Here is a 20,630-nt window from a genome sequence, read left to right on the forward strand (position 1 = left end):
GCCCGGGGCGCGCCGCGGGCCTCAGAGCCGCTTGACCATGAAGACCCGCAGCCGGTCATCCATCCCCTCGGGATGCGGGCCGACCGCGTTCACGCGAAAGCCCAGCCGCGAATAGAAGGCGACCAGGTGGGTATAGCATTGCGCCGTCTGCAGGTGCAGCACCCGCGCACCCTGCGCCCTTGCATGGGCCTCGATCGCGGCCACGGCACGGGCGCCCAGACCCGATCCCTGCGCCTCGGGCCGCACGCCCAGCACGTCAAGCTTCATCGACCGGCCCTCGGGCTTCAGCACCGCCGCGCCGGTCCGGCTCTCGTCCAGCCAGAAGCATTCGCCCGCCGCGATCCGCGCGGGCACCCAGTCATAGGGGCCGGGCTGGTCGCGCCCCAGCCCCCGGGCATAATCGGCGAAGGCCTGCGCCAGCAGATCGGCCAGGGCCCCGGCGTCTTCGGGTTGTACGGGCGTCAGCGTCATGACTTGCGGAAGACCATCACCAGGCCGCGGTCGTCCGCGTGGGGGTGGTCCTTGTTGGTGTAGATTTCGATTTCCACAAACCGCAGGGGCGAGATCAGGCCCCTGGCCTGCATCGTCGCCAGCGCCGAGCCGAAGCCCATCCCGTCCATCACCGGCGGGATCGTTCCGCAGACGAACAGCCCGCCGGGCCGCACGATGCGCAGCAGTTCCGGAAAACAGGCGGGGCCGACATGGCCATGGGTGAAGGTCCCGCAAGAGATCACGCCGCCATAGCCGTCGTCGGGCAGGTCGATGGGCGCCAGCAGGTTGCCCTGGATCAGGTCACGGTAGATGGACTTGGCCGCCGCGATCTCCAGCATCTCGGGGGTGATGTCGAAGGCATCGACCGTCTCGCCCTGCAAATGTTCGGCCACCAGCCCGGTGCCGGCGCCGATGTCGAGGATCGGCGTGTCGCCATTGCTTTCTGACAGGTAAAGCTCGGCAATGCGCTGCGGGGCGACAAAGCCCCAGTCATCGGCAAAGCTGTCGTCATAGGTGGCCGCCCACTTGCCATAAAGGGCGCGGGCACTGTCGGGACCGTCTATCGTATAGGCGCGGTCCAGGTCGTAATCGTGCATGGTCAGCCTTTCGTAACGTCCACCCGCCCGCGTTCGAAGGCCGGGATCCGCGATTTGCGGTCGGGATCCAGCGAGGGGATCGCGGCGAGCAGGGTCTTGGTGTAATCGTGCTGCGGGTTCGCGAAAAGTTGCCTTGTCGGTCCCGCCTCCACAATCTCGCCCAGGTAGATGACAGCCACATGATCACAGACATGGGCCACGACCGAAAGATCGTGGCTGATGAAGAGAATGGTCAGGTCGAGGTCGCGCTGAAGCGATTTCAGCAGGTTCAGGATATCGGCCTGGATCGACACGTCGAGGGCCGCGACACATTCGTCGGCCACCACGAATTTGGGTCGTGCAGCCAGCGTGCGCGCGATCGAGATCCTCTGCCGCTGCCCGCCCGAGAAGGCATGGGGATACCGGCGCAGGTGTTCCAGGTTCAGCCGGCATTTCGAGGCGATGTCGCGCACCATCTCGTCGGTCTCGGCGCGGGATTTCGTCAGGCCCAGCAGCTCGATCGGCTCCGCGATGATGTCGCGCACGGTCATGCGCGGCGACAGCGCGGCGTAAGGGTCCTGAAAGATCAGCTGCGCATGCTTGCGATAGGCCTTCTCCTGCCGCTTGGACATGGCGCCGACATCGAACTGATCGGTCCCGTTGTCATAGATGATCTGCCCGCCGGTGATCGGCGCGGCCTTCAGGATCGCGCGGCCCAGCGTGGTCTTGCCCGAGCCGCTTTCGCCCACCAGCCCGACGAAACCGCCCCTGGGAATATCCAGCGAAACGTTGTTCACCGCCTTCAGCATGTCCGCATCGCCCAGGATGCGGCGGCCCAGCGGATAGGCGACGGTCAGGTTCTCGATGCTCACCAGCGGTCGGGTCATGCGCGGCGCTCCGGCGTGGCCTGGGGGATGTCTTCGGGGAAGAGGGCGGCGTAATGGCCGGGCGAGACCTGGCTCAGCGGCGGCACCTCGGTCTCATAGCGCGAGCCGGGCGCCAGCGTCGGGTTGCGCGGGTGAAAGACGCAGCCCGAGGGGCGTTCCAGCGGCGAGGGGATATCGCCCGGGATCGGCACCAGCGGCGCGTCGAGATCGTCCAGCTGGGGCAGGGCGCGCAGCAGCCCCTGCGTATAGGCATGGGCCGGATGGCGGATCACGTCGCGGACCGGTCCCATCTCCATGATGCGGCCCAGGTACATCACCGCCACACGGTCGGCGACCTGCGCGATCACGCCCAGGTCATGGGTGATGAACAGGATCCCCATGCCGAATTCCGCGACAAGCTCGCTCATCAGGTCCAGCACCTGCGCCTGGATCGTCACGTCCAGCGCGGTGGTCGGCTCGTCGGCGATCAGCAGCCTGGGCTTGGTGGACAGCGCCATGGCGATCATCGCCCGCTGGCGCATGCCGCCGGAATATTCGAACACATACTGGTCGATGCGCCGGGCCGGCTCGGTGATGCCCACGCGATCCAGCATGTGGATGGAATACTCGCGCGCCTCCTTCTTGCCCATGTCGGTATGGATCAGCAGCTGTTCCACCATCTGCGCGCCCACGGTGATCGCCGGGGCGAAGCTCGCCATCGGCTCCTGGAAGATCATCGAGATCGCGCCGCCGCGAATGGGGCGCATGTCGCGCTCGCGCTTCAGCGACAGCACCTCCAGCGGGTCGCCATAGCCGGTATCGAGCCGGATGTGGCTGTGCGCGCCATAGACCGTGTTGCGCCCGTTCAGCTGCATCAGCGCCTTGGCGGTCACCGACTTGCCCGATCCGCTTTCGCCGACGAGGCCCAGAACCTCTCCGGGTGCGATGTCGAACGAGACATTGTCGACGGCCGTCACAAGGCCCTCGTCGGTGCGGAACTTGATGTCCAGGTCCTGGACCGAAAGCAGCGTCATTTGTGCGCCTCCGAATAGGGATCGGCCGCGTCGCGCAACCCGTCGCCGACGAAAACGAAGGCCATGACAAGGGCGATGAAGAACAGAACCGGAATGAAATACCATTGGTAGTTCAGCAGCACGTCGGCGCTGGTGGTGTTCTGCAGCAGCACGCCAAGCGAGGTGACCGGATCCTTCAGCCCGAGGCCGATGAACGACAGCGCGGTTTCCGACAGCACCATGTAGGGAAAGGAGATCACCAGATCGACGATGATGTAGGAGGTGAAGGACGGCAGCAGGTGGCGCGCGATGATATGGCCCGCCGAGGCACCGCAGAGCCGGGCGGCCAGCACGTATTCCTGCGTCCGCTCCACCAGCAGATGGGTCCGCACCCGGCGCGCCAGTGTCGGCCAGCCGATGAAGCCGAGGATGATGGAGATGAAGAAGAACCTCTGTTCGGCCGACCATGTGTCGGGGACAAAAGCGGCCAGCGCCATGAACAGGGGGATCGCCGGCACCACGCGGATCGCATCGGTGACCATCTGCAGCGCGCCATCGACAAAGCCGCCGAAATAACCCGCCACGCCCCCGATGATCAGCGCCATGACGAAGGAGATCAGCACGCCCAGAGTGCCCACCGCCATCGAGGTGTTGATGGCGTGCAAGGTGCGGCTGAAGATGTCCTTGCCCAGGTCGTCGGTGCCGAAGAGATGGACGTAGCCCTCGTCCACGCCGAAAAGATGCAGGTTTCCGGGGATGCCGAACATCCGGTAGGCGTCGCCGCGCACGAAGAATTCGATGTAGCGGCGATCCTCGGTGTCGATGGTGGTGACCCATCGGAAATTGGTCTCGACCGAACGTTCGCGCTTGATCCCGTAGATGAAGGGCCGTGCCGAACATCCCGCGTCGTCGCAGAAGCGCGGGATCTGGGGCGCGCCGTTGGTGTAATCCTTGTCGGCGCCGGCGATGGTCGGGTTGTAGGGCGCGACGAAGTCGGAAAACAGCCCGACCAGGATCAGGAACAGCAGCACGCCGGCCGCGATCATGGCCGAGGTGTTGCGCCGGAAGCGGGCCCAGATCAGCTGCCGCTGGGAGGCGGTGTAATAGGCCTCGCGGCGTTTCTGGTCGATGACGGCGGATTTGGCCATGCGATTACCCCATCACCGATTTGCGGACCCGGGGGTCGATGAAGGCCAGGGCGATGTCGGTGACGAAGTTCAGCGCGACGATGGTGGCCGTGAGCAGGAAGATGATCGCGCCCGCAAGTTGCTGGTCATTGGACCGCGCCAGCGCCTCGAGCAGCAGCGCGCCGGCCTCGGTCAGCGTGAGGATCACCGCGACGATGGGCAGCTCGTTGAAGATCCGGTTCAGGTCGAAGCCCAGCGAGTTGACGATCGGCCCCAGCGCGTGGCGCGCCGGGTAGCGCCAGCGCAGCTGCCGGCCATAGAGGCCCCGCGCGCGGGCGGCGGTGACGTAGAGCTTGTCGTTCTCGTCCAGCATCAGCGCCCGCACCGTCTGCAGCGCGAAGGCCGTGGCCGACCAGCCCAGGATGAACACCGGCAGCCAGGCGCGCGACAGGAAATCCAGCAGCTTGGCAAAGGACCAGGGCGCGTCGCGGAACTCCTTCGAGAAGAGGCCCGACATGGAATCCCCGAAATAGACGGTCGCCACCAGCATGATCATCAGCGCTAGAAGGAAGTTGGGCATGGCCAGGCCCAGATAGGAGAAGAAGCGCAGCAGGTTGTTGATGACGGGATTGCGGGACGAGGCCGCGTAGATCCCCACGGGGATCGCGATCAGGTAGGCCAGGAACAGCGAGGCGAAGCAGATCGCCGCAGAGATCATGAACTTGTTGCCGAGCAGCTGGCTGATGCCGACGCGCAGGATGCAGCTTTCGCCGAAGTCCCCCACGAAGGCCCCGGCCACCCAGGTGCCCCACCGCACCACGAAGGGCCGGTCCAGCCCCAGACGCGCGCGCTCGGCCTCGATATCGTCGCGAGTCAGGTTTTCGCCCTGGGTGTTCTTGTAGGCCAGGTAGCGTTCGGCGCAGTCGCCGGGCACCAGTTCCATCAGGGAAAACACGATCAGCGACACCAGAAGAAGCGTCGTTATGGCAAGCGCCGCCCGGATCGCGACGAAGCGGATGAAATTGGCCATAGGCCTGTCCCTGTCTTTATTATTTCAGGCGAGTGTTTCAGAGCCCTCTCCCGTTGGGCAAGGACCGGGTGGTTGTCCCACCCGGTCCTTGCGTCATCTGCCCGGGAAGAAGGCTCAGTTGTCCTCGGCGAGGAACCACTGCGTCGGACGGTAGGGATAGGTCCGGTAGTACTCGTAGCTCCAGGTCTGGAACTCGGGCACGTTCTTCAGCCCGTTGCGGACATAGATCGGCGCCGGCGCGTTGACCGTACCGATGAACAGCATGTTGTCGGCGAAGTTCTTCGCGATCCGCTTGCCGATCTCGGCGGCCTCGTCCGAGCCGGGGATGGCCTGCTGGAACGCGTTGATGTCGTCGATCATGTCCTTGGCGTATTGCGGCGGTTCGATGCCCGAGGCGCCGTCGCTGTCGATCCATTCCGCCCAGCTCATGCCGACGCGGTGATCGAAATACGACCCGTAGGGCGGCACGAAACGTTCCGAGGACCCCAGCGCGATGGCGACCGGCGTGCCCTGCTGCCAGATCTGCACGTCAAGCTCATTGGCCGATTGCGCGGCGCGGTACTCGTCGGGCGTGACCTCCTTCACGGTGGTGTTCATGCCCACGTCGGCCCAGTATTGCGAGACGAGTTCCACGACCTCGCCGCCGATGCCCTGGGTCGAGAACTGCAGGTTCAGCGTGATCTTCTCGCCATTCGGCAGATCGCGGAAGCCGTCGCCATCGGCATCGACCATGCCGATCTCGTCCAGCATCGCCTTGGCCTGCTCGGGGTCATAGCCGGTGCCCGCGTCGATAAATTCGGCCGCGAACTCGGGAACGGGCGAGAAGCCCAGGTAGGTCTGCGGGGTGCCCAGACCGAAAAAGGCGATCTCGTTCAGCTCGTCGCGGTTGATCGCCAGCGACATCGCCCTGCGGAAGTCGATGTTGTTGAAGACCTCGCGCTTGGTCTCGTCCGTCGAGGTGACGTTGAAGGAAAACGCCGGCAGCGCGATGGTCGGCTTCAGCTGGATCGTGTAGCCGCCCTTTTCCTGGTTTTCCAGAAGGATCGGCGCCGAGGGCAATTGCAGCGATTGCGACTTGTAGTCGACCTCGCCATTGACCAGCGCCAGCACGCGGACCTCGTTGTCGTTCTTGTAGACCTCGTCCTGCCGCGAGATATACGGCAGCTGTTGGCCCGTGGTGTCCACCTGGAAGAAGTAGGGGTTGGCCACCAGCTTGCGGCCCTCGGTGGTGTCGGCGACGTAGATGTGGCTCTCCAGCGTGGGCTGGGTGGCGTAGGGCAGGGTCTCTGCCTTGGCCGGGTCGCGCAGCATCGGGCTGGGCGTGTCGGTCCAGTCGGAGGCGCCATAGTAGAAGTTGATCGCCTCGTAGCCGTTTTCGAACCCGTATTCCGCTGCCCTCGCATCGGCGTCGTCGGCGAGATCCGGGTGGAACTGGCCCAGGAAATGCGCGGGCTGGAAGGGCTGGGCGTAGGAGGTGGCGAAATGCGCCAGCAGGCCGGGTTTCGGCGCGGCGAGGATCAGCTTGAAGGTCTGGTCGTCGATGACCTCGACCTCGATCGGCTCGCCGCCGGCCAGCACGTAATCGCGCGGCTTCTCGATGATGTTGCTGTCGAGCGCGAGGTTCTCGAAGTAGAACCGCACGTCTTCCGAGGTGAAGGGCGCGCCGTCGGACCACTTGTGGCCCTCGCGCAGGGTCATCGTCAGCTCGGTGAAGTCGTCGTTCCATTCCCAGGACTTGGCGACGTTGGGCACGATGGTCGCGAGGTCGTCGGCATAGCGCACGAGGTTGACGTGGCGCACGGACAGGAAGTCCGAGGTGCCGGCCTCGGTGGCGTTCGACAGGGCGTCGAAGGTGCCGCCATAGGTGCCGATCGCGTCATAGGGGACCACGACCAGCGGCTCCGAGGGCAGGCGCTCTGCCAGCGGCGGCAGTTCTGGGTTGCCCTGGATCGCGGCGTTCAGCTCGGCAATCTCGGGATTGGCCGAGAACTCCATCTCGCATCCGGCGGCGGATTCGAATTCTTCCAGGTCGTATTGCTGGGGGAAGGCGCCGGGCGCGATCCCCTGGTCGTCGGCCAGTGTCATCGCCGGGCAGGCCGCATGGGCCGCACCGGCGATCAGCAATAGTGCCGTGGTGGTCAGAAAATGCCGTGTCATGGTTTCCCCCTGTGTCGATTATCTTGGGGCCTAGTGGCCCTGCACGACGTTTTTGTGACGCTCACCGTCATATTGGAACCATGGCGAAGGCGCGAAGCCCCCGGTTTCGCGGCATTTTCCGCAATCGCCCTTTTCTTGGGCTGAACCGGCTCAGTTGAATTCGATCTCGAGCAGCCGGCCGTCGGTCGCGAATTCCGCCTCGAAGCGGCGGCCGTCGCCGGAGACACCGTCGATCTCGATCTTTCCGTCGTCGAACTCGATCTCGTGGAACATCGTATCGTCATCGATAAGCCCGTGCTGCAGGATCGCCGCCGGCAGCAGCGCGGCAACGCCCGAAAGCGGGGCGCCATCGCGGGTCGTGGCCTCGATCTCTTCCAGCCGGGGCGTGTCCTCGCCCTCCAGTTCGAATTCCAGCACTTCGCCCCCGGGCAGCCGCCCGATCAGGGTCGGCCCGCCCGGGGAGGACCGCCAGGTCACATCGTTCAGCGAAAGCGCCTGGGCAATGGCGGCGACGGGCTGGGGCATCTCCGCCTGGGTGGCATGCAGCGGCAGCGCGGTGGCGCCGGACAGAAGGGCGGCAAGGCCGAGACGGACAGGGAAGTGGAACGGCATGGGTTGACCTGTGGTTATTGGATTGCGGGCACGAGTGCGACCGACCGTGGCCTGGGCTGGGCCGGGTCGCATGGGTGAGGTAATCCTTTCGCGCCCCCGACCAACCGATGCGGACGCGCGGGACGGACAAGGAGATTGAAAAATTCGTGATGGGCAGAGGTCGTGCCGGATCATCGACCCCGTTGCACGCCGCGACGACGGCTAGGACGGGCAGTACGATTCGCCCTGTCGGTTCGCGCGGTGGGCGGCGGACCCGCCTCAAGACCAGCCAGGTCAAGAGTTTGGCCGGCGGCGGCGGGCAGGTGTCAGCCCGGTCATCGGCGCGGGCTGGAACGCGACCTGCCTCCCGACATGTCCACGGATGTCTGGGGGCAAGTATATGAAATTACTTTCATTTTAATGGATGATGGAAATTTCGGGCTGATCTGAACCCGCCCGCGACCTGCTGGTGTCCCGGCGCTTCGGGCGGGGTCGCGTGGTCTGCGGCGTAGGGTGCAGGTGCATTTTATGCATCGTGCGGGGAAAATTAGGTTTTCGAAAAGGAGACTTGCCTAACGTCATGCGGGACTATGGCGAACGAGGGATATGTAAATGCGTTTTTCCAAACGAACGGCAAGGAAGGACACGCTGCCGGGATCGATGGCCTTGTCGACGCTGGAAAACGCGATCGACGCGGTGGTGGTGATCGACACGGCAAACTGCGTCATCTTCTTCAATGCCGCGGCCGAAGAGCTTTGGGGCTATCGCCGCGAGGAGGTGCTTGGCCATAACGTCAAGATGCTGGTGCCGAGAGAACACCAGCCTCCGCACGACAATTACGTGGAAACCAACCGCCGTACCGGAAACGACAAGATCGTCGGCTCCAGCCGCGACCTGCAGCTGGTGCGCAAGGACGGCACCGAGGTGTCGGTTTCCCTGGCCCTGTCGAAGATGCGTGTCGGCAATTCCTTTGCCTATGCCGCCTTCGTCCGCAACATCAGCGAGGAATACGCCGCGCTGGAAAGCCTTCTGGGCCAGGTCAGTTTCAGCGCCGACAACGTGCTGAGCGGGTGTACCGACCTCTCGGGTGCGGTGTCGAAGGTCAGCGAAGGCGCCACCGAGCAGGCTTCGGCCGCACAGGAGGCCAGCTCTTCGATGGAGGAGATGACAGCCAATATCCGCCAGAACGCCGAAAACGCGGCCCAGACCGAGAAGATCGCCAACCGCTCGCTGGAGCAGGCGCGCGCCTCGGCCCGGATCGTGCAGGAGGCGGTGGAGGCGATGAAGACCATCGCCGAAAAGATCAACATCATCCAGGAGATCGCCCGCCAGACGGACCTTCTGGCGCTGAACGCGGCGGTTGAAGCGGCGCGGGCCGGAGCCCACGGGCGCGGCTTCGCCATCGTCGCCGCCGAGGTGCGGCGCCTGGCGGAACGCAGCCAGATCGCCGCAGACGAGATCGTGTCCCTGTCGCGCTCGACCGCCGAGACATCGGGCAAGGCCGGCGACGAACTGACGTCGCTTGTGCCGGAAATCCAGCGCACCGCCGACCTGGTGCAGGAGATTTCGGCCGCGACGCAGGAACAGCGGATCGGGTCTGAACAGATCAACTCGGCCATCAGCGAGCTGGACCGCGTGATCCAGGCCAATGCGGGGGCAGCTCAGAAGGCGGCGGGGACGACCTCGATGCTGACCGAAAGCGCGGAGACCCTGCGTGACCTGATCGACGGGTTCCGCGACGAGGATGGCAACCTCGTGCGCACCCAGGATGCCGCAGAGGCCCGGGCCGCCTGACCCGGCAGGGCCACCGTGGACAGTGCAGCGGCGCGTCCCTTCGGGGCGCGCCGTCTGTCGTTTGGCCCCTGTGGCGTTGTGGCCCTTGCGGGCCGGTCCTGCGCGCGCTGCGCCTGCTTGCCGGGGCGCGCCGTCGCTTCGCTCCGGCGCGCCCCGGCCCGATGGTCCCTTGAGGCGCCTTGGCGCTTGGGCGCGTCTGTTGTTAGGCAGGTCTGTTGCGTGTGGAAGGCGGTGGGGGCAGCAGGGCTGCGGCCCCAAGGTGGCGCCGAGACAGGTCCGGCGGTGCCGCCACGCTCAGAAGAGCATGTCGTCGATGTCGTCGTCACCGCCGGTTGCGGCCGGCGCGGCCTGCGGGGCCACGCGGGTTTCGATACCAGGGACACCGGCGAAGACAGCGGCATGGACCTCGCGCTCCTCCTCCATCGTATAGGTGTCCCAGATCGCGTCGATCCGCCGGGGATCCGGCGCGCCGCTGACCGGAAAGCTGTCTTCGAGCAGTTGCGCGAATTCCGACAGGCGCGCGCCCACCTGTTCGACGCGGCCCATGCTGGCCGAGACGGCCTCGACCATCTGAAGCAGCGAATCCGCGCAGGCGCTCGATGTCTCGCGCATCTCGTTCATCGCGTCCAATCGGCGCTCGCCGGCGGCGATCTGACCCTGGGCCTCGGCGACCCGGTCCTGCAACGCCTCGGTCGTGCCGATCAGGTCGCCCTGCGCGGTCTCGCTGACAGAGGTGATCCGGGCGATCGTGTCGCGTGCCTGGTCCACGGATGTGAGGCAATCCGAGGCGATCTGGCGGACCTCCTTGGACAGGACCTTCATCGGCCCGCTGGCGTGACTGTAGCGGTTCGACACCAGCATCGAGTTGAACGAGGCCAGCGCCAGGTTCTTCGACGCGATCTTCAGCCCGTCGAAACTGCCTGCCGTGGCCACTGCCATTTCGGCGGCATTGGCGGCCTCGGATCGCGCGGACTCGACAACCGCCTGCACGGCGGTCAGCTCCGCGGTGACCATCTGCGCCAGCTCGGCCCGGGCCGACAGCGCCTGACGAATGGTGGCGGCCAGCTGGCCCTCGGAAAAGACGCGGGCCCCGGCGTGGCCGAGGTCGGCCAGCAGCCGGATCGTTGCGCGCACCTCGCGCGAGACGCCGTCGATATCCTGCGCACAGCGGCGGGCCTGGGCCGCGGCAAGCCGCGCCACGTGGGCATCCGGCGCGACGACCATCGGCGCCAGGTGGTCGAGCCGCTGCGCCAGCCGGTCCGAGAATTGCAGCGCGGTCACGAATGAATTCAGATGCGTGCGCCCGTCGCGGGTCAGCCCTCGGGCGCGATCCGACAATTCGGCCGCGGCGCGGCTCTCCTCTGCCGTGAGCTGGCTCAGGGCCTCACGCGAGGGGGCGATGCGGCTGGGCATTTCGCCCAGAGCCGAGGTGGCGCGGCTGGTGGTCGTCAGGAGCTGGCCACCGCGGTCGTCGAGATGGCCCAGGTGGCCGGTCACGGTCTCGGCCGAGTCCTGAATGCTCGACGCGGTCTGGCGCAGCTCGTCGATAAAGGTTTCAAGGTTGTCGAGCCCAAGCGAGGCGATCGTCGTGCCCATCAGCGAGGCGATCGCGGTCAGCACGTGGCCACATTTGTCGATCGAGGCAAGATCGGCCCGGGCGGAGCGAAGCCGGCCACGCGCCTCGGCGCTGACAGCCAGCTCCGAAAACCGGCACAACGCCGCGCCCAGCTGCCGCACGTCCTCTTCCAGCGTGCCGATCAGCGCATCGCTGCCGTCGGCCTCCCCGACGAGGTCGGCGAACCGGTCGAGGTTCCCGCAGATCTCGGTATGCAGCTCGCGGATGCGGCCCATCTCCTCGACCACGGCGCCGAAGGCCGACACCGCTTCAGAGGTCAGCTGGCGCGACAGGTCACCGTGATCGGTCACCGTGTCGTGTCCCGCCCGAGCCTGGCCCGGGTCCCGGTCCTGTTCCTGAATCATGGCTGCGCCGGCGCTTTGGCCGAGGTCAAATGCCTGCATGTGTCATCTTCCCGCTCCTTGAACTGCAGTCTTGGCGGGCAGGCGTGAACAAGCGGTAAAGTCGGATCGCGGGAATAGGCCAAATTCTAATTTCAGGAGAACCATGCCTTAAGGTTTTTCACGGAGAACTACCCTGAACGTCCGATCCGCGGCGTGCCTCCACGGTCCAGCAGGGGAGCCGACATGAAACCCGACATGAAAGCCGACAAGAGCGCCGACAGCAAAGCCGAAACGACAGCCCGGGCGCGGCGCGCACCTGCGGCGTCCGCGAAGGCCGATGCCGTGCAAGAGGGTGACAAAACGCCCGCGGCCGCGCAGCAGCCGGCAAACATGTCCCTGCCCGGAGACCTGGAGGTCGCCGGCGCAGCGGAGGCCGCGGCGGGGCTGGCGGAGTGGCTTGGCCAGATCTCCCCGGACACCTGCGGGCAGGGTGACGGGGCCGACCCTCCGACCCTCGACATCACCGAATCGGCGCCTACGCAGGTCGCGCTGCAATTGCTTCTTCTGGCGGCCCGGTCGCTCGAACAGGCCGGCACGCCGGTCCGCTTCGGCCCGAACGCGGCCGTCCTTCTTGACCGGGCCTGTTGATCGCACCCGGCCCTGACACGCCATTTCCCGAGACGGAGTCCCCATGAGCAAGACCATTCTGACCATCGACGACAGCAAGGCGGTACGCGATATGGTGAGTTTCACGCTCGAGCCCGAAGGGTATCGCGTCGTGGGCGCCGAGAACGGGGCCGACGGGCTGGAAAAGCTGCGTGCCAACCGGCCGCACCTGGTGATCACCGACCTCAACATGCCCGTGATGAACGGGCTGGATTTCATCGAACGGGCGCGCAGTGACGCGGCCGGCAGCGGCATCCCGATCGTGATGCTGACCACCGAAACCGCGCCCGACATGAAGGCGAAGGGCAAGGCCGCCGGCGCCACCGGCTGGATCAACAAGCCCTTCGACGCCGACAAGCTGATCGCGGTCACCCGAAAGCTGCTGGGGTAGGACATGATCGAACAAGCCGTTGCCGCCTTCGTCCAGGAGGCCCAGGAAATCCTTTGCGAGCTCGAGGAGCTGATCCTCGGCCTCGAGGAACATAACGACGCAGCGACTGTGGATGCGATCTTTCGCGGGCTGCATACGGTCAAGGGATCGGGGTCGATGTTCGGCTACACCGGGCTCGCGCGGTTCACCCACCATTTTGAGAACGCTTTCGAACTGGTGCGGGCCGGTGAGCTGTCCGTCGACAGGACGCTGATCGACCTGTCTCTGGCCGCGCGCGACCAGATGGTCCAGTTCCTGGCGCTGGGGGGCGACGGCGAGCAGACGGAAGAGCTGCTAGGCTCGGACGAGACGACGGGGCTGATCGACCGGATCCAGTCGCTGACCCTGGCGGCAAGCCCGGCGGTATCGAAAAGCGCCGGACCGCGGCCGGGATCCGCATCCGACGCCGCGACGCAAGCGGTCAGCGGACAGCGCGAGACCTTCACGATCCGTTTCCACCCGCTGCCCGACGCGCTGCGCAACGGGATGCGTCCGGATCTTCTGATCCGCGAACTGGCCGAGCTGGGGCAGGCCGATATCCGCTATGATCTGCGCGACATGCCCGAACGGGACGGCAGCGATCCGACCGCGGCCTGGCTGACCTGGCTCATCACGCTCGAGACCGACCAGGGGCGTTCAGCGGTGGAGGAGGTCTTCATCTTCGCCGATGATGCCGATCTCTCGATCGAGCGGACCGAGGCGGAGGCGCCCGCCGCCGTCGCAGCGCCCGAATGCGCCCCGGAGGCCGAACGGGCAGGAGCCGAAGAGAAGCCGAAGGCGCCGGGCCGTATCGACGGCAAGAGCGAGAACATCCGAGTTGCCTCTTCCCGGCTGGACGACATGATGGACAGCATCGGAGAGCTGGTGATCGCCCAGGCCCGGCTGGATGCCGTGTCCGAGAAGCTGGGCAATTCCACGCTCGACGCCGTGGTCGAAGAAGTCGGGCGCCTGGTGCTTGGCCTGCGGGATGCCACCCTGTCGATCCGGATGCTTCCGATCGAGACGGTCTTCGGCAAGTTCCGTCGCGTGGTCCGGGATTTGTCGAACGAACTGGGCAAGGACGTGCGGCTGGTCACCCGGGGCGGCGAGACCGAAGTCGACAAGAACGTCATCGACCGGATCGGCGATCCGCTGGTCCACATGATCCGCAATTCCATCGATCACGGCATCGAAGCCGCCGCGACCCGCACCGCCGCCGGCAAACCTGCGCAGGGCACCCTGCGCCTGTCTGCCCGGCAGGAGGGTGGCGAGATCCTGATCTCGATCGAGGACAACGGCGGCGGGCTCGACACGGAGGCGATCCGGCGCAAGGCGGTGGAACGCGGGTTGATCGACGCCGAGGCCGAACTGACCGAGCGCGAGCTGCACCAGCTGATCTTCGAGCCGGGCTTTTCCACTGCTGACAAAATCTCTTCCGTCTCAGGTCGCGGGGTCGGCATGGATGCGGTGCGTAACACGATCGACAGCCTCGGCGGCAGCATCGACGTGATGTCGCGCCAGGGGCTCGGCACGCGGGTCACGCTGCGCCTGCCGGTGACCATGGCGATCATCGACGGGCTGCGGGTCAGGCTGGGCCGGTCGATCTATGTGATCCCGCTGTCTGCGGTCGAGGAATGCGTCGAGATGGACCAGGCCGAGACGGGCCGCACCTCCGGCCGTTCGGTCCTGCAGATCCGTGAACACGTGGTGCCCTACCTGGCGCTCGACCGCATCTTTGGCCTGCCGCCCAGCACCGAGGCACGGCGTCGCGTCGTCGTGGTCTGCGTCGGCGGCCAGCGTATCGGCCTGGTCGTGGATGACATCCTCGGCCAGGGCCAGACCGTCATCAAGAGCCTCAGCGCCTATCACCGCGACCTTCCCGGCCTTGGCGGCGCGACGATCCTCGGCGATGGGCGCGTGGCGATCATCATCGACGTCGCCACGCTCGTCCGCTGGGCCGAGGCGCGCCACAACGACACCCTCAGCAAGGTGGCCTGACCCATGAAACCCGATCATGCCGATGACACGGCGTCCATGCTGCTGATCTTCCGTCTCGAGGGCGAAAGCTTTGGCGTCAGCGTCGACAGCGTGCAGGAGATCCTTGATCCGCAGGACCCCACGCCGGTGCCCAATGCCGATCCCTTCGCCTACGGGCTGATCAACGTGCGCGGCGTGGTCGTCCCGGTGATCGACGTGCGCCGTCGCCTGCGCATGGCGCCGGTCGACCGCAAGGACACCACACGCATGATCGTGCTGGAGCACGAGATCGACGGCAAGATGACCAAGCTCGCCTTCTCCGCAGACGCGGTCGACACGGTGATCGAGGCCGATCTGACCGCGCTGGAAAAGGTCCCCGACCTGGGGGCGAGCTGGCCGCAGAGCTACCTGCGCGGCGCCATCCGTCGCGATGACGACCTGGTCGTGCTGCTCGACACCCAAACCCTCTTTGCCCCGGTCATGCAGTCCACCGCCGCATGAAAGGCCGTACCGTAATCAGTGATCCGAAACAGGATCCGGGAGTAACCTTATGACCATCAAGTCGAAATTGCTGGCGGCCTTTGCCGTTCTCCTGCTCCTGCTGGCCGTGTTGACGGGGATCGCGGTGACCCGGTTTGCGCAGTTCAACACCGCCCTGCAACGCATCGTCGACGAATCCGCCGAGGCCGCCCTGCTGCCCGTTTCGATGGAGGCGGAGCTGGCCGAGCTGGCCGCGACCCAGCTGCGCCAGGCCGTTCTGCCCGGCGCCGCGGCGGTCCAGGCCGCGCATGAGCGGATCCTGCAGCATCGCGCTACGCTGAAACGCCTGGAAGACAAGCTGGCGACCGTGGCCAAGCCCTCGGACGCCGCAGATCTCGCCGAGTTCGACACGGCGCTGGCCAAGATCGTGGCCCTGGAAAAGCAACTGCACGAAAACGCGCTGACCGGTGCTCAGGATCGGTCGCGTCGCGACCAGATGCGTACGCGCTCCGTCCTGCTTCTGCTGGGCCCGGTCGCCGAGGCTGTCCAGTCGGCGCAGGGGGCGCTGAACCGGGTGGCCGAGCGTCACCGTGCCATCATGACCGATGAAAAGGTCCGGGCAGAGGCGCTCTATCGCCGGGGCCTCACGATCGTCCTGGGCGCTGCCGCACTTGCGCTGCTGATCGGCGCGGGCGGCGCGCTGTGGATCTCGGGGGCGATAACCCGCGGGCTGCGCCGGGCCGGGCGCGTCGCGCAAGAGGTTGCCTCGGGCAATCCCAACGTCGATTGCACGCCCGAGCGCCGGGACGAGATCGGGGATTTGCTTGACACCATCGGCGAGATGAACGCCCGGCTTTCGGATATGGCCCGGGCCGCCGACATGATCTCCGCCGGGGACCTGACGGTGGATGTGCGCCCGCGCTCGGCCGAGGATCAGCTGGGCCTGTCGCTGCAGCGCATGGTGGCGCGCCTGCGCTCCGTGATGACGGAGGTCTGCACCAATGCCGCCAGCGTCGCCGAAAGCGCCATCGCGGTGAACGACACGGCCGAACGGCTCCAGGCCGGATCGACGCAGCAGGCCTCGGCCGCCGAGGAGGCCAGTGCGGCGATGGAGGAGATGTCGTCGAACATCCGCCATTCCACCGAGAACGCCGCACAGACCGAGAAGATCGCGACCCAGGCCAGCGCCGAAGCCCGCGACAGCGGAGAAGCGGTGGCCAAGGCGGTGGACGCGATGAGAACCATCGCCGAGAAGATCCTGATCGTGCAGGAAATCGCCCGCCAGACCGATCTGCTGGCGCTGAACGCCGCGGTCGAGGCCGCGCGCGCCGGCAGCCACGGCAAGGGCTTCGCCGTTGTCGCCTCGGAGGTGCGCAAGCTGGCCGAACGCAGCCGCAATGCCGCGACCGAGATCGGCCAGCTGTCGAGCGAGACCCTGAGCGTGAGCGAGATCGCGGGCAGGAAGCTGACCGATCTGCTGCCTTCGATCCAGCGGACCTCGGACCTGGTGCGCGAGATTTCCGCAGCGACGCGGGAACAGAGCATCGGCGCGGACCAGATCAACACGGCGATCCAGGAGCTCGACGCGGTCATCCAGCAGAACGCCAGCTCGGCCACCACCACAGCGGAAGTCAGCCGCAGCCTGGCCGACCAGTCGACCGAACTGCGCGCCTCCATCGCGCACTACCGGATTGGCCGGGGCGATGCCGCCGCACCCTCGGGCTCTGCCGCCGCCGCCTCGCCGCCGTCGAAACCGGCCGCCAAGGCTGCCGCGAAGCAGGGGCGGAGCACGCCCTCGGGCTCAAGCAAGCCGGGGACGGCCGACGCGAAGCCTGCGTCCTCGGCCAAGCGCAAGGCGTCCCCGGCGACAAGCCGGGCGGAGACGTCAGAACAGCCATCCACCCCGCCTGGACCCAGGCACGGGGCGACCGAGAAGGGGTATGCGCTCGACCTGCTCAGCGAAGACATCCCCGACAGTGAATTCGAACCGATGCCCCGGGCTTCCTGACGCGGGCGCCGGGGCTGGGCGGGGCCCGCGCCGGGGCGCGGCCAGGTACCGGCACCTTCCCGCCATCGCAGAAACGCCACCAGAAGATCCGAAGAGACCCACAAGGAAAGTGACATGACCGAGATGAGAGAGGCGGTGCTGGACCCCTTCGGATTTGACGAGGGCGGTGGTGATGACGGCGGCGAGGAGGACAGCCCGCCGCCCACGGTGCTGACCTTCACCCTCGGCGCGCAGATCTTCGCCGTGGATGTGCACCGCGTGCAGGAGATACTCGACCGTACCGCGATCAGCCCCTTGCCCAACGCGCCGCATGACGTGCTGGGCATGATCGATCTGCGCGGCCAGGGCATCGCCATTGTCGATCTCGCGAGCCGCATCGGCGCCCCCACCGCGAACAATGCCGATGCCCGCATCATCGTCTTCGAATTTCCCAACGGCGATCACTCCACCTCGCTCGGCGTGCTTGCCGAGAAGGTGTTGCGTGTCCGTGAAATGTCCGACAAGGACGTCGAACCGGTGCCCGAAACCCTGTCCGACTGGCGCTGTGACGTCGCCGGAGGCATGATCCGGACCGAGGATGGCATCGCCATGATCCTCGAAATCGACCGCATCCTCTGTGACGCCGGTCGGCCCGGCCCGTTCGATTTCGACTGACGCACCGCGATGACATTCATGCAGGGACCGCCGCCCGCGCAATCCGAACTGACGCCGGATCTGGCCCGTGCCATCGTGTCCCGGGCCGAACAGATCTCGGGCATCCGGATCGACGCGGGCAAGCTGGAATTCGTCCGCCTTCGGGTCGGCCGTCGGCTCGTTGCGCTGGGGCTCGACAGTTTCCGCGTTTACCATGATTTCCTCGCCCGGGATTCCGGCGGCGAAGAGGTCCGCCACCTTGTCGAGGCGCTGACCACCCATACGACCAGCTTCTTCCGCGAGCAGCGTCATTACGACTGGCTCGAGGAGGAAGGCATCGATTGCCTTCTGGAGGGGCGCGACCGCAGTCCTTTCGTGGTCTGGAGCGCGGCCACCTCGATCGGGGCCGAGCTCTGGTCTGCCGGCATGATCCTGGCCGAACGCAATGCCGCGGGCCGGCCGCCCGCGGACTGGCAGCTGATCGGGACCGATATCTCGGAACGGATCCTGCAGCGCGCCGTCACGGCGACCTATTCCGAGGAGGAAATTCCCGGCATCTCTCCCGCGCGCGCCGGGCGTTTCCTGTTGCGCTCGCGCAAACTGCGGGACCGGAACGGTTTCCCCGTCTATCGCATCGCCCCGGACCTTCGCGCCCGGGCGCGGTTCCAGAAGGCCAACCTGCAGGACCTGAAGGACCTTGCCAACTTTACCGCCGATATCGTCTTTCTGCGCAATGTGCTCATCTACTTCGATGAAGAGGGCCGCGACCGGGTCGTCAGCAACGTCGCCTCGCGCCTGCGCCCGGGCGGCATCCTCTTCACCGGCCATGCCGAGGCACTGGGGAGCCACCCCGCCTTCGAGACACTGCGCCCCACCATCTATCGAAAGGTGTGACCCATGCCGTTCGAGCGTCCGGGCCGCAAGCCCTACAAGGTCCTGATCGTCGATGACAGCGCCGTGGTGCGCCAGACCATGCAGGCGATCCTGTCCGCGGATCCGGAGCTTGAGGTTATCGGCACCGCCGCCGATCCGCTGGCCGCGGCAGTGCGCATCAAGAAGATGCTGCCCGACGTGATCACGCTGGATGTCGAGATGCCGCGCATGGACGGCATCACCTTCCTGCGCAAGCTCATGGCGCAGAAACCGATCCCGGTGGTCATGTGCTCCTCGCTGGTTTCCGACCAGTCCGAGACGCTCATGCAGGCGCTGGAGGCCGGCGCCGTCGATGTCGTCTGCAAGCCCGAGCTTGGCGTGCGCGAATTCTTCGAGGAAAGCTGCGACCGGATCCGCAGCGCGGTAAAGGCGGCCGCGCAGGCCCGGCTGAAGCCGCGCGCAGCGATGAAGGTGGAAAAGAAGCTGACCGCCGACGCCGTGCTTGCACCGCCCAGTGCCACCCGCGCCATGGCCCGCACGACCGAGAAGATCCTCGCCATCGGCGCCTCCACCGGCGGCACCGATGCCCTGCGCGAACTGCTGCAGGCGATGCCGTCGGACAGCCCGCCCATTGTCGTCGTCCAGCACATGCCGGGCACCTTCACCGGCGCCTTCGCACAGCGGCTCAACGGGCTTTGCGACATCACCGTGAAGGAGGCGCAGAACGGCGACCGGATGCTGCGCGGCCATGCGCTGATCGCCCCGGGCAACCTGCACACACTGCTGACCCGCTCGGGTGCCCACTATGGGGTCGAGGTTCGCGACGGCCCGCTGGTGTCGCGCCACAAGCCTTCAGTCGACGTGCTGTTCCGCTCGGTCGCGCGGGTGGCGGGCAAGAACGCGGTCGGCGTGATCATGACCGGCATGGGCGACGACGGCGCGCGCGGCCTGCGCGAGATGCGCGATGCCGGGGCCCGCACGCTCGGTCAGAACGAGGCGACCTGCGTGGTCTATGGCATGCCCAAGGAAGCGATGAAGGCCGGCGGGGTCGAGAAGGAGCTGCCGCTGGACCAGATTGCGCAGACGGCAGTGCGGCTGGCCAAGGATTGAGGAGGGATCGGAATGTTCGCCCGCAGGCAAGCCGCACTGGCGAGTGTCATGCCGGTCCGATGCGGGCGGAACCGGCGGCCGATTGGTGGGCCGATGAATGCGCCGATCCGTGGGCCGAAGCCATTGCAGCCATCGCACGACCGAAGACGGAAGGGGGGTTCGCCGGGGACCGGCGCAAACCGCTCAGAACAGCCCGGCCTCTTTCGCGATCATCGCCGCCTGGGTCCGGTTCTGCGCGTTGATCTTGCGGTACAGCTTTTTCACATGCAGCTTCACCGTCGGCTCCCGGATATCCAGGTCGCGGGCGATTTCCTTGTTGGATTTGCCCAGTGTCAGGCATTCCAGCACCTGCATCTCCCGGCGCGACAGCAGTTCGGCCAGGGGATGCGCCGGCCCGGCCTCGTCGTCGCGCAGGAAGCCGGGCGGCACGTATTGCTCGCCCATGGCCATGAACCGCACCGCGTTGACGACGGACTTCGCCGACAGGGTCTTGGGCAGGAACCCGGCCGCGCCGCCTGCCAGCGCCGCATCGGCGATGGTCCGGCTTGCCGTGCCCGAAATCAGCGCCACGCGCCGGGCGTTGGCCTGGGTCAGCATCCGCTTCAGCCCGGTCAGCCCGTCCATTCCCGGCATCGTGTAATCAAGCAGCACGAGGTCATAGGCCGGGCCCTGGCGCACCTTCGCCTCGGCCTCGGCATAGCTCGCGACGGTTTCCGTCTCGAACGCGCCTTCCCCGTCAAGGAACACCTGAAGCGTGTCACGCAGCAGGTCGTGGTCATCCGCGATCAGGATTCTCATGGTGCCTAGACCCGTGCTCACCGTTCGATCCTTCCGAACCGCATGTCTTTTTCCTCCCGGGGGTGGGCGAAC

General features: G+C 66.4%; 19 protein-coding genes. 9 read left to right on the forward strand and 10 right to left on the reverse strand.

Going from position 1 to position 20,630, the window contains the following annotated elements:
- Positions 1 to 21 precede the first annotated feature (21 nt).
- The 8 genes from ATO3_RS17165 to ATO3_RS17200 form a co-directional block, all read right to left on the reverse strand.
- Positions 22 to 471, reverse strand: coding sequence for a GNAT family N-acetyltransferase (locus ATO3_RS17165; protein WP_088651113.1), 450 nt, complete (start codon positions 469 to 471; stop codon positions 22 to 24).
- Positions 468 to 1,088 (reverse strand): class I SAM-dependent DNA methyltransferase, encoded by a 621-nt coding sequence (locus tag ATO3_RS17170; protein ID WP_088651114.1) that lies wholly within the window; start codon positions 1,086 to 1,088, stop codon positions 468 to 470. Before ATO3_RS17170 ends, ATO3_RS17165 begins: the two co-directional genes overlap by 4 nt.
- A gap of 2 nt (positions 1,089 to 1,090) precedes the next feature.
- Complete coding sequence (locus ATO3_RS17175; protein ID WP_088651115.1) at positions 1,091 to 1,954, reverse strand: ATP-binding cassette domain-containing protein; 864 nt, start codon at positions 1,952 to 1,954, stop codon at positions 1,091 to 1,093.
- Positions 1,951 to 2,967, reverse strand: coding sequence for an ABC transporter ATP-binding protein (locus ATO3_RS17180; protein WP_198963293.1), 1,017 nt, complete (start codon positions 2,965 to 2,967; stop codon positions 1,951 to 1,953). Before ATO3_RS17180 ends, ATO3_RS17175 begins: the two co-directional genes overlap by 4 nt.
- A complete protein-coding gene (locus ATO3_RS17185) occupies positions 2,964 to 4,094 on the reverse strand; it encodes an ABC transporter permease (RefSeq protein ID WP_088651116.1) in 1,131 nt (376 codons plus the stop codon). The genes ATO3_RS17180 and ATO3_RS17185 overlap by 4 nt, the downstream gene beginning before the upstream one ends.
- 4 nt (positions 4,095 to 4,098) lie before the next feature.
- Positions 4,099 to 5,103: an ABC transporter permease gene (locus tag ATO3_RS17190; RefSeq protein WP_088651117.1), complete on the reverse strand. Its 1,005-nt coding sequence runs from the start codon at positions 5,101 to 5,103 to the stop codon at positions 4,099 to 4,101.
- 114 nt (positions 5,104 to 5,217) lie between these two features.
- Positions 5,218 to 7,260: an ABC transporter substrate-binding protein gene (locus ATO3_RS17195; RefSeq protein WP_088651118.1), complete on the reverse strand. Its 2,043-nt coding sequence runs from the start codon at positions 7,258 to 7,260 to the stop codon at positions 5,218 to 5,220.
- A 150-nt stretch (positions 7,261 to 7,410) separates the two neighbouring features.
- Positions 7,411 to 7,872 (reverse strand): hypothetical protein, encoded by a 462-nt coding sequence (locus ATO3_RS17200; protein ID WP_088651119.1) that lies wholly within the window; start codon positions 7,870 to 7,872, stop codon positions 7,411 to 7,413.
- 591 nt (positions 7,873 to 8,463) lie between these two features.
- On the opposite strand from ATO3_RS17200, the gene ATO3_RS17205 reads away from it, so the two are divergent.
- Entirely contained in the window at positions 8,464 to 9,645 is a 1,182-nt protein-coding gene (locus ATO3_RS17205; protein WP_088651120.1) for a methyl-accepting chemotaxis protein, read from the forward strand.
- Between the two features lie 294 nt (positions 9,646 to 9,939).
- Here ATO3_RS17205 and ATO3_RS17210 read toward each other — a convergent pair whose 3' ends face one another.
- Positions 9,940 to 11,664 carry a hypothetical protein gene (locus tag ATO3_RS17210; RefSeq protein ID WP_088651121.1) on the reverse strand — a complete coding sequence of 575 codons (1,725 nt, stop codon included), beginning with the start codon at positions 11,662 to 11,664 and terminating at the stop codon, positions 9,940 to 9,942.
- 183 nt (positions 11,665 to 11,847) lie between these two features.
- On the opposite strand from ATO3_RS17210, the gene ATO3_RS17215 reads away from it, so the two are divergent.
- The 8 genes from ATO3_RS17215 to ATO3_RS17250 all read left to right on the forward strand — a co-directional run bounded on the left by ATO3_RS17215 (position 11,848) and on the right by ATO3_RS17250 (position 19,760).
- Complete coding sequence (locus tag ATO3_RS17215) at positions 11,848 to 12,252, forward strand: hypothetical protein (RefSeq protein ID WP_143747297.1); 405 nt, start codon at positions 11,848 to 11,850, stop codon at positions 12,250 to 12,252.
- Between the two features lie 43 nt (positions 12,253 to 12,295).
- A complete protein-coding gene (locus ATO3_RS17220; RefSeq protein ID WP_088651123.1) occupies positions 12,296 to 12,661 on the forward strand; it encodes a response regulator in 366 nt (121 codons plus the stop codon).
- A gap of 3 nt (positions 12,662 to 12,664) precedes the next feature.
- Positions 12,665 to 14,677: a chemotaxis protein CheA gene (locus ATO3_RS17225; RefSeq protein ID WP_088651124.1), complete on the forward strand. Its 2,013-nt coding sequence runs from the start codon at positions 12,665 to 12,667 to the stop codon at positions 14,675 to 14,677.
- 3 nt (positions 14,678 to 14,680) lie between these two features.
- Entirely contained in the window at positions 14,681 to 15,157 is a 477-nt protein-coding gene (locus tag ATO3_RS17230; protein WP_088651125.1) for a chemotaxis protein CheW, read from the forward strand.
- A gap of 49 nt (positions 15,158 to 15,206) precedes the next feature.
- Positions 15,207 to 17,144 (forward strand): methyl-accepting chemotaxis protein, encoded by a 1,938-nt coding sequence (locus tag ATO3_RS17235; protein WP_088651126.1) that lies wholly within the window; start codon positions 15,207 to 15,209, stop codon positions 17,142 to 17,144.
- A gap of 114 nt (positions 17,145 to 17,258) precedes the next feature.
- Positions 17,259 to 17,798, forward strand: a complete 540-nt coding sequence (locus ATO3_RS17240; RefSeq protein WP_088651127.1) for a chemotaxis protein CheW — start codon at positions 17,259 to 17,261, stop codon at positions 17,796 to 17,798.
- Between the two features lie 9 nt (positions 17,799 to 17,807).
- Entirely contained in the window at positions 17,808 to 18,671 is an 864-nt protein-coding gene (locus ATO3_RS17245) for a CheR family methyltransferase (RefSeq protein WP_088651128.1), read from the forward strand.
- Positions 18,672 to 18,674: 3 nt separating this feature from the next.
- Positions 18,675 to 19,760, forward strand: a complete 1,086-nt coding sequence (locus tag ATO3_RS17250; protein ID WP_088651129.1) for a protein-glutamate methylesterase/protein-glutamine glutaminase — start codon at positions 18,675 to 18,677, stop codon at positions 19,758 to 19,760.
- A gap of 183 nt (positions 19,761 to 19,943) precedes the next feature.
- Here ATO3_RS17250 and ATO3_RS17255 read toward each other — a convergent pair whose 3' ends face one another.
- A complete protein-coding gene (locus ATO3_RS17255) occupies positions 19,944 to 20,558 on the reverse strand; it encodes a response regulator transcription factor (protein ID WP_088651130.1) in 615 nt (204 codons plus the stop codon).
- Positions 20,559 to 20,630: the final 72 nt, after the last annotated feature.

Source organism: Marinibacterium profundimaris, assembly GCF_002210095.1.
In the GTDB taxonomy this organism is placed as follows: Bacteria; Pseudomonadota; Alphaproteobacteria; order Rhodobacterales; family Rhodobacteraceae; genus Marinibacterium; species Marinibacterium profundimaris.

Excerpts from the sequence above, each read along its gene's own strand:
- ATO3_RS17165 (WP_088651113.1), bottom strand. The coding sequence starts at position 471 with ATGACGCTGACGCCCGTACAACCCGAAGACGCCGGGGCCCTGGCCGAT.
- ATO3_RS17170 (WP_088651114.1), bottom strand. The coding sequence starts at position 1,088 with ATGCACGATTACGACCTGGACCGCGCCTATACGATAGACGGTCCCGAC.
- ATO3_RS17175 (WP_088651115.1), bottom strand. The coding sequence starts at position 1,954 with ATGACCCGACCGCTGGTGAGCATCGAGAACCTGACCGTCGCCTATCCG.
- ATO3_RS17180 (WP_198963293.1), bottom strand. The coding sequence starts at position 2,967 with ATGACGCTGCTTTCGGTCCAGGACCTGGACATCAAGTTCCGCACCGAC.
- ATO3_RS17185 (WP_088651116.1), bottom strand. The coding sequence starts at position 4,094 with ATGGCCAAATCCGCCGTCATCGACCAGAAACGCCGCGAGGCCTATTAC.
- ATO3_RS17190 (WP_088651117.1), bottom strand. The coding sequence starts at position 5,103 with ATGGCCAATTTCATCCGCTTCGTCGCGATCCGGGCGGCGCTTGCCATA.
- ATO3_RS17195 (WP_088651118.1), bottom strand. The coding sequence starts at position 7,260 with ATGACACGGCATTTTCTGACCACCACGGCACTATTGCTGATCGCCGGT.
- ATO3_RS17200 (WP_088651119.1), bottom strand. The coding sequence starts at position 7,872 with ATGCCGTTCCACTTCCCTGTCCGTCTCGGCCTTGCCGCCCTTCTGTCC.
- ATO3_RS17205 (WP_088651120.1), top strand. The coding sequence starts at position 8,464 with ATGCGTTTTTCCAAACGAACGGCAAGGAAGGACACGCTGCCGGGATCG.
- ATO3_RS17210 (WP_088651121.1), bottom strand. The coding sequence starts at position 11,664 with ATGCAGGCATTTGACCTCGGCCAAAGCGCCGGCGCAGCCATGATTCAG.
- ATO3_RS17215 (WP_143747297.1), top strand. The coding sequence starts at position 11,848 with ATGAAACCCGACATGAAAGCCGACAAGAGCGCCGACAGCAAAGCCGAA.
- ATO3_RS17220 (WP_088651123.1), top strand. The coding sequence starts at position 12,296 with ATGAGCAAGACCATTCTGACCATCGACGACAGCAAGGCGGTACGCGAT.
- ATO3_RS17225 (WP_088651124.1), top strand. The coding sequence starts at position 12,665 with ATGATCGAACAAGCCGTTGCCGCCTTCGTCCAGGAGGCCCAGGAAATC.
- ATO3_RS17230 (WP_088651125.1), top strand. The coding sequence starts at position 14,681 with ATGAAACCCGATCATGCCGATGACACGGCGTCCATGCTGCTGATCTTC.
- ATO3_RS17235 (WP_088651126.1), top strand. The coding sequence starts at position 15,207 with ATGACCATCAAGTCGAAATTGCTGGCGGCCTTTGCCGTTCTCCTGCTC.
- ATO3_RS17240 (WP_088651127.1), top strand. The coding sequence starts at position 17,259 with ATGACCGAGATGAGAGAGGCGGTGCTGGACCCCTTCGGATTTGACGAG.
- ATO3_RS17245 (WP_088651128.1), top strand. The coding sequence starts at position 17,808 with ATGACATTCATGCAGGGACCGCCGCCCGCGCAATCCGAACTGACGCCG.
- ATO3_RS17250 (WP_088651129.1), top strand. The coding sequence starts at position 18,675 with ATGCCGTTCGAGCGTCCGGGCCGCAAGCCCTACAAGGTCCTGATCGTC.
- ATO3_RS17255 (WP_088651130.1), bottom strand. The coding sequence starts at position 20,558 with ATGAGAATCCTGATCGCGGATGACCACGACCTGCTGCGTGACACGCTT.